This window comes from Rathayibacter tanaceti (assembly GCF_001634385.1).
Taxonomy (GTDB): domain Bacteria; phylum Actinomycetota; class Actinomycetes; order Actinomycetales; family Microbacteriaceae; genus Rathayibacter; species Rathayibacter tanaceti.
Genome location: NZ_LIIN01000124.1, coordinates 1 through 8163 on the forward strand (window position 1 = coordinate 1; position 8163 = coordinate 8163).

Sequence of the window (8163 nt, forward strand, 5' to 3'; positions counted from 1 at the left end):
GGACCCGTGAATAACCCTCAAGGGGCGCGTTTGCCAGCGGGACAAGCTCCTCTTTAGAGGCCGCATACGGTCAAACTGACATAATATCAGTTATCCGATAATACTTCAATCTGAGAGGGTTGATCCGCCACCGGTCGCGCCGGGTTCGATCGCTCTGATCAGAAAGTACGGGGATGCGAGGTGTACCCGGGCCAAACCCGCGTCCTCTCGCCAACCCGCCGAGGACGGGCTACCCCAAGCGATATGCGCCACCGGGGTCAGAGGAGTGGGCCAGCGGAGAAGACCGTGGTGTAGACAGCGACGCGTAGCTGCTCGAGCGAGCGGGCCGCCCCCTCGGCAACACCGCCTGCGTCGATCGCTCCGCGGAGGATTGCGGCCCGCCGCTCCTCCGGCACCTTGAGGACGAAGGGCAGGATGCGCGCCGCGTCGAGGATCGAGAAGGCGAGGGCCGCATGAGGCTCCGCTTGCCGCCCCTCGACGAGCGCGGCGAGCTCCGCGACGAGGGCGCTGCGCGGCGCATCGTCGAGCACGGTGATCCGCACGGTCGGAAACATTCCGAGAAACTTTGACCGTATAACCGACACAACACCTCTGCTCTCGAGCTCGTCGAGTGCACCGTCCAGTTCGTCCTCGCCCAGCTCATCGACGACGGCGCCCAATTCCGACGTGCGCTCGAGGACCGCGCCGAATCGAGCGGGCAGCCGAGCGACGTCGACGACCTCGACCCCGCGCTCACCCAGGAGCACCGCGCCCGAGAGGACCGCGTCGGCCAGGGCCGCTGCGCCAGCGGCCTCCGACGGCCCAGTCCCGCCGCCCGCCCAGGCTCCGTCGTGGGTGAGGCAGAGCAGGATCACGTCCGAGGTGAAGGAAGCCATCCGGCATCGTACCGAAGGCTCTCGAGGGGCAACGCGGATGACCGCGACGGATGTCGATAAGGTCGAAAGGCCGGGGTCCGTAGTCCGCGACCCCGCGTCGACCCGGCCTCCGAGCGAGCGGGCCCGTACGCCGAGAGGGAGAACGACACGTGACAGCACCAGGGCAGGACGGCACCTCGGCGTGAGCATCGAGGGGGATGGCAGCTGACGAGGGGGGTCTTCGTCGGGCGCCTCAGAAGCACGAGGACGAGCGAGCGCTGGCGGCCGCCGGCATCATCGTGGCGAGTATCGTCATCATGACGAGCGAGGACGCAGAGGTGACGGCTCCAACGACCTCCCCACCAGCCCCGATCGCGTCGTCCGCCGACGCGGGAGAACCCGGTCACACGTCGACGCTCGTCATCGCCGGCACGGAGTCCCCCCGGCCCGCACACGATCGCGACCGAGCCTCCCCCGCCGTGACCAGCGGCCTCGCGTCACACCACGTCGGCCAAGTATCCCGGGTCGGCCGCCGGGTGCCGGGCCACCTGCGCCCACGCGGACGCGAGGGCGCCCACGGCCCGGTCGGTCGCCTCGGGCGTGTAGCCGATCGGGATGCGCAGGAAGCGCTCGAAAGCGCCGTCGATCCCGAAGCGCGGTCCCGCCGTGATCAGCAGGCCCGCCGTCCGCGCGGCGAGCGCCAGCTGCGAGCTCGCCGGCCGCCCCAGCCCGACCCAGGTCGAGAGGCCACCCGAGACCCGCGGCACGCTCCACTCCGGGATCGCGCGGGCGAGCGCCGCCTCGAGGTGGTCGCGGCCCGCGCGGAGCTGCTCGCGTCGCAGCTCCAGCACCTCGTCCATCCGGCCGAGCATGTCGGCGACCAGCAGCTGTTCCAGGATCGGCGTGCCGAGGTCGCTCGCCGAGCGTGCGAGGGCGAGCTTGCGGATGACCGCCCGCTCGGCCCGGATCCAGCCGATGCGGATGCCTCCCCACAGCGTCTTCCCGACCGATCCGATGGAGAGCACCGTCCCCTCGGGCCCGTAGGCGGCGAACGGCAGGGGCGCCATCCTGCGGTCGATGTCGAGCTCGGCGGTCGTCTCATCCGCGACGATCAGGGTCCCCTGCCGGGCGGCCGCGGCGATCGCCCGCTCCCGCAGCTCGGGCGTCATCGAACGGCCGGTCGGGTTGTGGAAGTCGGGCATCAGGTAGGCCAGGCTGGGGCTCGTGCCGCGCAGCGCTGCGATCAGGCCCTCGCCGTCCCAGCCGTCGGCGCCGTCGACGTTGACGGGCACCAGCCGCGCGCCGGCGAGCCGTAACGCCTCGTAGGCGTGCGGGTAGGTCGGCGCTTCGATCAGGGCGCGGTCGCCGCGGGCCAAGAGGGTTCGAGCGACCAAGGCGATCGCGTGCTGCGCGCCGATGGTCACCATGATCTGGCCGGGCTCGGTGCGCAGGCCGCGGCGGGTGTAGCGCTCGGCGATCGCGCGCCGCAGTTCGGGAAGGCCGATCGTGTCGTAGGAGCCCGTGTCGAAGTGCTCCGGAGCCAGCTGCGCGGCCCGGGTGTATGCGTCGGCCAGCTCCGGCACGGCGGGCAGCGCGGCCCTGGTGAAGTCGAGGAAGTCGGGTGCGAGCGAGGGCACGGCGTGCACCGCCGCTCCGGGGAGGCGCGTCACGCTGCCCGAGCCACGCACGCTCACGAGGTAGCCGCTGTCGCGCAGCTCGCGGTAGGCGGCGGCCACGGTGGTGCGGCTCACGCCCAGACGGGCCGAGAGCTCGCGCTCGGCGGGGAGGCGGCTGCCCGCGGGGATGCGGCCGTCGATGCCGAGCAGGCGGATCCGGTCGCGAGCGCGAGGTATGCCGGTCGCGTTCCGCGCTGCTCGCGCCAGTCGCCGAGGAGGGTCTGCAGGGCGCGAGCGCCGAAGTGGACATCAGCCATGCATCCAAGGTAGTCGGATTGGACCGCGCGGAGAAGGCCAATGGCACGATGAACTATCCGCTATGACGATCACCGCTCCCGTCGCGGCCGCCGCTCGTCCGGCGAGCCAGTGGCGCCTCCGCCCCCTTCCGCGGCTGCTCGCGGGCCTCGCGCTCTACGGATTCGCCGACGCGATGATGATCCGCGCGGCTATCGGAGTGGATCCCTGGACCGTCTTCGCGCAAGGCCTGGCCCGCCAGAGCGGACTCGGGATCGGACTGCTCACCAACCTGATCGGACTGCTCGTCCTCCTGTTGTGGATCCCTCTGCGGCAGCGGCCCGGCCTCGGGACTGTGCTGAACGTGCTGGTGGTCGGCACGATGATCGACGTCGGTCTGCGCGTGCTGCCGGCGCCCGAGGAGTGGTGGGCCCGCGGCCTGCTGTTCGCCGGCGGCCTGCTCCTACTCGCGGTGGCGAGCGGGATCTACATCGGCGCCCACCTCGGCCCCGGCCCTCGCGACGGGCTGATGCTCGGCCTGCACGCCCGCACGGGCCTGCCGATCTGGCTCGGCCGCTCGGGCGTCGAGGTGACGGTCCTGATGATCGGCTGGCTGCTCGGAGGCGACGTCGGCCTCGGAACCCTGCTCTTCGCCACGCTGATCGGGCCGCTCTGCTCGGTGACTCTTCCGCTGCTCGGCGTACGCCGGCGCTGACGCCTCACACGGCGGAGGCCCCACCCGGGAAGTCCGGGCGGGGCCTCCGGCGGTCGGTCCTACCGCGTGCCCGCGATCTCCGCGCGCATCCGCGCCGCCTCATCCGAGTCCTGGATCGACGCGATCCCCTCGGTGATCGAGGTGCCCGAGGCCGCACCGTCGTGCTCGTCCGCGCCGAGGGTGGTCTCGTCGAAGGGCGAGCGTCCGCCGAGGACCTCGCGGACCTGAACCATGTCGATCTGCTTGGTCCAGGTGCCCACCAGCAGGGTGGCGACGGCGTTCCCGGTGAAGTTGGTGACCGCGCGCGCCTCCGACATGAAGCGGTCGATGCCGACGATCACTCCGACGCCGTTCACCAGGTCGGGGCGGAACGACTGGAGGCCGCCGGCGAGGGTGGCCAGGCCCGCTCCGGTGACACCCGCCGCGCCCTTCGAGGCGATCATCATGAACAGCAGCAGGCCGATCTGCTCCGGGATCGACATCGGGGTGCCGGTCGCCGAGGCGATGAAGAGCGAGGCCATCGTGAGGTAGATCGCGGTGCCGTCGAGGTTGAAGGAGTAGCCGGTGGGCACCGTGATGCCGACGACCGGCTTGGAGACGCCCAGGTGCTCCATCTTCGCGATCAGGCGGGGCAGCGCCGCCTCGGAGGAGGAGGTTCCGACGATGAGCAGGTACTCGCGGGCCAGGTATTTCATCAGCGAGAAAATGCTGACTCCGGTCACCAGGCGCAGCAGCAGGCCGAGGATCACGACCACGAAGATCGCGCAGGTGATGTAGAAGCCGATCATCAGCGTGGCGAGGGCGACGACCGCGCCCCAGCCGGTCTTGCCGACGACCGCGGCGATCGCACCGAACGCGCCGATCGGAGCGACCCAGAGCACCATCGAGAGGATGCGGAAGACCAGGACCTGGAGCTGCTTGATCGCGCCGAGGATCGGCTGGCCCTTCGCTCCCATCTTCTGCAGGGCGAAGCCGACCAGGAGGGCCACGAAGAGGGTCTGCAGGATGCTGCCGTCGACCAGCGACGAGAACAGCGAGACCGGGATGATCCCGAGGATGAAGTCCGAGGTGCTCTCGACCTTGAGATCGCTCGTGTCGTAGGTGGCGCTCGAGATGTCGAGGCCCTCTCCCGGGTGCAGGACGTTGCCGACCACGAGGCCGATCGCCAGGGCGAAGGTCGACATCACGATGAAGTAGCCGAGGGCGAGGCCACCGACCTTGCCGACCGTCGCGGCCTTGGCGATCGAGCCGATGCCGATCACGATGGTGCAGAAGATGATGGGGGCGATCATCATCTTGATGAGGCCGACGAACGCTCTGCCGACCGGCTCAAGCGTCGCGGCGAACGCCGGAGCGAGGAGGCCGACGACCACACCCGCGGCCACGGCGATGATCACCGCGATGTAGAGCCAGTGGTTGCGGTCGATCCTCCTGCGGGTCTTCTTCGCGGGGGTGACCGCGGGGATCAACCGGTCGGCCGGTCGGCCGGGAGTCTTCGCCATGAGCGTGTCCTTCTCTTCGTCGAGGTGAGGGGATACGACGATCGTGGACCCGCCTGGGCCGGGCGCCTGCGTTGCGTTCATACTGTTCACGCCCGGGCGAACCGGCGGACGAAGGGGTGCGGATGGTCAGGACGCCTCTCGTCCGCGGCCCGCGCGGCAGCATCGCCGCACGGCTGTTCGTCGTGCAGCTGCTGTGCATCCTGCTGATCGGAGGCGCCGCCGTCGCGGTGCTCGCCCTCGACGCCAGGGGCCGGGCCGGCGACGAGGCCGCCCAGCGCAGCCTGGTCGTCACCCGGACGGTCGCCGACAACCCGTTCGTGCTCGAGGCGGCCCGGGCACCGGATCCGTCGGTCGGCCTCCAGCCGTACGCCGAGGAGATCATGGCGGACACCGGCGTCGACTTCCTCACGATCATGAGCCCGGACCGAACCCGCTACACCCACCGCGACCGCGACCAGATCGGCCTGCCCTTCCGAGGCACGATCGAGCCCGCGCTCGAGGGCCGCACCTTCACCGAGACGTACACCGGCACCCTCGGCCCCTCGGTGCGGGCTGTGGCTCCGATCGAGAGCGCCGACGGGACGGTCGTGGCGCTGGTGTCGGCAGGAGTGACGCTCTCGGCGGTCGACGCCTCCTTCGCCGCGCGCGTGCAGGTCGTCGCCTGGGGTGTGGTGGGGGCCGTGGCCCTCGGCGCGGTCGGTTCCTGGCTCCTCGCCCGCTACCTGCGGCGGGTCACCGCCGGGCGCGGGCCCGAGCAGATGGGCCAGGTCTTCGCCTACTACGAGTCGGTGCTGCACTCGGTGCGAGAGGGCCTGCTGCTGGTCGACGACCGCGGCCGGCTCGTGCTCGCCAACGACCACGCGCTCGAGCTGCTCGGGCTCGAGGGCCTGCGCACGCCGGTACCCGTCGCCGAGCTCGACATCCCCGAGGCTCTGCGGGAGCTGCTCCAGGCCGACGAGCCGGTCGCCGACCGCCTGGTCGTCGCGCACGAGCGGATCCTCGTGGTGAACGAGCGGCCCGCCGCCTCCCCCGGCGCCCGACCGCTGGGCACGGTCACGACTCTCCGCGACCGCACCGAGCTCCAACGGGTGAGCGGTGAGCTCGAGTCGATGCGCACGCTCTCGGACGCCCTGCGCTCGCAGACCCACGAGTTCTCGAACCGCCTGCACACCATCGCGTCGCTGATCGAGCTGGGCCGCCCGGATGAGGCCCTGGCCTTTGCGGCCGGCGAGCTGACTCTCAGTCAGCGTCTGGCCGACAGGGTGCTCGGCTCGGTGCAGGAGCCCGTGATCGCCGCGCTCCTGCTGGGCAAGGCGGCGCAGGCGCGCGAGCGCGGAGTCGAGCTGCACTTCGAGACCCACCTCGAACCCGGCACGCAGGGCCTCGAGCCGGGCGACCTGGTGACCGTGCTGGGCAACCTGATCGACAACGCGCTCGACGCGGCGGCCTCCTCCGCCCCCGAGCGGGAACCGTGGGTCGAGGTCTACCTCGGGCTGGCCGACGGGGATCTGGTCGTCCAGGTCTCGGACAGCGGCCCGGGAGTCGAGGCCGCCGCCGATGTCTTCGCCCGCGGCTACTCGACGAAGGAGTCGGACGCGTTCGGCCGCGGGATCGGCCTGGCGCTCGTGCAGCAGGTGGTGGAGCGGCTCGGCGGGACGATCGAGGTCTCGCGCCACGTGGGCGCGGTGTTCACGGTGCAGCTGCCGCTCCCGTCGCGGGTGGCGTCGTGATCCGCGTGCTCGTCGTGGAGGACGAGCCGCTGACCGCGAACGCGCACGCCGACTACGTGCGCCGGGTGGAGGGATTCGAGGTGGCGGCGGTCGCGGGCAGCGGGGCCGAGGCGATCCGAGCGCTCCGCGCAGATCCGGGGATCGCCCTCATCCTGCTCGACATGAATCTGCCGGACATGGGCGGGCTCGACCTCTGCCGGGCGGTGCGGGCGGCCGGCCTGGAGGTCGACGTGATCGCGATCACCGCCGTGCGCGACGCGGCCGTCGTGCGCGCCTCCGTCGCCGCCGGCATCGTGCAGTACCTGATCAAGCCGTTCGTCTTCGGCGTCTTCGCCGCCAAACTCTCCAGCTACCGGGCCTTCCGGGAGCGGATGCACGGCACCGCTGTCGCCAGCCAGCACGAGGTCGACGGCGCGTTCGCGGCCCTCCGCACCTCGAACGCGCCCGGCCTGGCCAAGGGGCTCTCGGTTGAGACCCTCGAGGCGGTGACCGCCCTGCTGGGCCCGGTCGGCCTCTCGGCAGGTGAGCTCGCGACCCGCCTCGACATCTCGCGGGTGACCGCCCGCCGCTACCTCGAGCACCTCGCTGACACCGGAGTCGCCGACCGCGCGCCCCGCTACGGCTCCCCCGGGCGCCCCGAGCTGGAGTACCGCCGGCGCTGAGCGGGCTCGTCGATCACGCCGCGCGCACCGCCTGGGCGATCTCCTCCTCGATCAGGTCGTAGTTGATCGCTGCTCCCACCCGCAGACCGTCGGCGGCCGAGGCGACCACCTGCGCCATCGGCTCGACCAGCGAGCCGGCGGCGAAGACTCCGGCCACGCTCGTCCTGCCCATCGGATCGACGGCGAGGTGCTGCGCGACCCCCGACGGGTGATCCGCGAGCTCCAGCCCGAGCCCCTCCGGAAGCCGTCCCTCGACCCGCGGGCCGACGACGACCGCGTCGAGCTCATGCAGCCGCCCCTCGATCAGGACGCCCGTGAGGCGGTCGCCATCGACAACGATCTCCTCGACGGTGCCCGGCACGAGGGATATCCCACGCGCGGCGAGCGCCGCGGCCTCGTCTCCTGTCGGCGCGGGCGTCCCGTTCAGGAGGACCGACGTCCGCTCGCTCAGCTGTCGGAACATCTGCGCCTGGTGCGGGGCGAAAGAACTGCCGAGCACGCCGATGCGCTGCCCGCGCACCTCGAAGCCGTGGCAGTACGGGCAGTGCAGCACGTCTCGGCCCCAGCGCTCGGCGAGGCCGGGGATCGAGGGCAGGAGGTCGCGGAGCCCGGTGGCGAGGAGAAGGCGGCGGGCCCGCAGCACCGTGCCGTCGGCGAGTGAGGCCGTCACCCCATCCGGCCCCGCGGAGGCGCGCACCGCCTCGCCCCCGACGAACCGCGCGCCGTAGCCTCGGCCTCGACGCGCGCCAGGCGCACCAGCTCGATCGGTGGCATGCGTCGCGGGTCATCA

General features: G+C 71.6%; 8 protein-coding genes. 3 read left to right on the forward strand and 5 right to left on the reverse strand.

Translation table 11 applies throughout. The features are described 5' to 3' along the window. Nucleotides 1-257 precede the first annotated feature (257 nt). The 3 genes from ACH61_RS12705 to ACH61_RS18510 form a co-directional block, all read right to left on the reverse strand. Nucleotides 258-875, reverse strand: a complete 618-nt coding sequence (locus ACH61_RS12705) for a GPP34 family phosphoprotein (protein ID WP_068212545.1) — start codon at nt 873-875, stop codon at nt 258-260. A gap of 476 nt (nt 876-1351) precedes the next feature. Beyond that, a complete protein-coding gene (gene yczR / locus ACH61_RS12710) occupies nt 1352-2686 on the reverse strand; it encodes a MocR-like transcription factor YczR (RefSeq protein WP_330220167.1) in 1335 nt (444 codons plus the stop codon). Beyond that, on the reverse strand, nt 2602-2787 hold the full coding sequence (locus tag ACH61_RS18510) for a hypothetical protein (protein WP_236713680.1): 186 nt from the start codon (nt 2785-2787) through the stop codon (nt 2602-2604). The genes yczR and ACH61_RS18510 overlap by 85 nt, the downstream gene beginning before the upstream one ends. A gap of 62 nt (nt 2788-2849) precedes the next feature. Between ACH61_RS18510 and yczE the strand changes: the two genes are divergently transcribed. Further along, the gene (yczE, locus tag ACH61_RS12715) at nt 2850-3479 is read left to right on the forward strand and encodes a membrane protein YczE (protein WP_068212547.1); all 630 of its coding nucleotides are present in this window, start codon (nt 2850-2852) and stop codon (nt 3477-3479) included. A 59-nt stretch (nt 3480-3538) separates the two neighbouring features. On the opposite strand, the gene ACH61_RS12720 is transcribed toward yczE, so the two are convergent. Further along, nucleotides 3539-4981, reverse strand: coding sequence for a cation:dicarboxylate symporter family transporter (locus ACH61_RS12720; protein WP_068212549.1), 1443 nt, complete (start codon nt 4979-4981; stop codon nt 3539-3541). A gap of 122 nt (nt 4982-5103) precedes the next feature. On the opposite strand from ACH61_RS12720, the gene ACH61_RS12725 reads away from it, so the two are divergent. Further along, nucleotides 5104-6711, forward strand: coding sequence for a sensor histidine kinase (locus tag ACH61_RS12725; protein ID WP_068212551.1), 1608 nt, complete (start codon nt 5104-5106; stop codon nt 6709-6711). Further along, a complete protein-coding gene (locus ACH61_RS12730) occupies nt 6708-7373 on the forward strand; it encodes a response regulator (protein ID WP_068212553.1) in 666 nt (221 codons plus the stop codon). Before ACH61_RS12725 ends, ACH61_RS12730 begins: the two co-directional genes overlap by 4 nt. Before the next feature lie 13 nt (nt 7374-7386). Here the strand turns inward: ACH61_RS12730 and ACH61_RS12735 are convergent, their stop codons facing one another. Then, a complete protein-coding gene (locus ACH61_RS12735; protein WP_068212555.1) occupies nt 7387-8043 on the reverse strand; it encodes an NAD(P)/FAD-dependent oxidoreductase in 657 nt (218 codons plus the stop codon). Nucleotides 8044-8163 lie beyond the last annotated feature (120 nt).

Excerpts from the sequence above, each read along its gene's own strand:
- ACH61_RS12705 (WP_068212545.1), bottom strand. The coding sequence starts at position 875 with ATGGCTTCCTTCACCTCGGACGTGATCCTGCTCTGCCTCACCCACGAC.
- ACH61_RS18510 (WP_236713680.1), bottom strand. The coding sequence starts at position 2,787 with ATGGCTGATGTCCACTTCGGCGCTCGCGCCCTGCAGACCCTCCTCGGC.
- yczE (WP_068212547.1), top strand. The coding sequence starts at position 2,850 with ATGACGATCACCGCTCCCGTCGCGGCCGCCGCTCGTCCGGCGAGCCAG.
- ACH61_RS12720 (WP_068212549.1), bottom strand. The coding sequence starts at position 4,981 with ATGGCGAAGACTCCCGGCCGACCGGCCGACCGGTTGATCCCCGCGGTC.
- ACH61_RS12725 (WP_068212551.1), top strand. The coding sequence starts at position 5,104 with ATGGTCAGGACGCCTCTCGTCCGCGGCCCGCGCGGCAGCATCGCCGCA.